The 690-nt window shown below is 38.4% G+C and carries 1 protein-coding gene; it reads right to left on the minus strand.

The features are described from left to right. A partial coding sequence (locus AC3G7N_RS21200; RefSeq protein WP_489424122.1) for a threonine aldolase family protein occupies positions 1-690 on the minus strand: 690 nt, incomplete at both ends.

A 690-nucleotide genomic window follows, 5' to 3' on the forward strand; every position in this document is an offset into this window, starting at 1 on the left:
CTGGTACAACATCTTCTTTCGCCATATCAAAATGGACATGAAACATATTCGAGACTGGAATATTTGGCTTTGTCGAAACAGAACCACATTCATTAAAAAATGCAGCAAGTTCTTTCGCTTCTTCATAGTACTGATTCATTTTATCTGCATGCTGGTCAAAATAATAATCAGCACTGACTATGTACGGATAAAAGCTAATCAGATCCCCGCCATGACGCCTTTTCCATACTTTTGATTTCTCTGTAAAGTCCTTTTCACCGGCCAAAATTGCCCCTGCAATTCCACCAATTCCTTTGTAAATAGAAATATAAACACTATCAAACAGCTCACATACTTCGGCAGCTGACTTTTGATAATAAGGTAAGATCTCGAAAAGTCTGGCTCCATCTAAATGAATCTTAATGCCATTATTCCGGCAGTATGCAGAAATACGTTCGAGGGTCTGATAATCTGGTAACTGCCCACCAATCTCACGTTGCGGCAACTCAAGTAATATGCAAGCAACGTCTGATTCCATGTTCACTACATCTTCCAATCGAATAACGCTGTCTTTGTCTGCTAATAGGACAGGTTCAATATGATGCAATTTTTTTAGCCCATCCTGTTCATGAATTTCCATATGACATAATGGATGATAGGCCACTTTTTTTCTACCTTTATCATCACACCAAATTCTTAGTGCAATTTGCT

It is taken from the genome of Virgibacillus carmonensis (assembly GCF_057836705.1).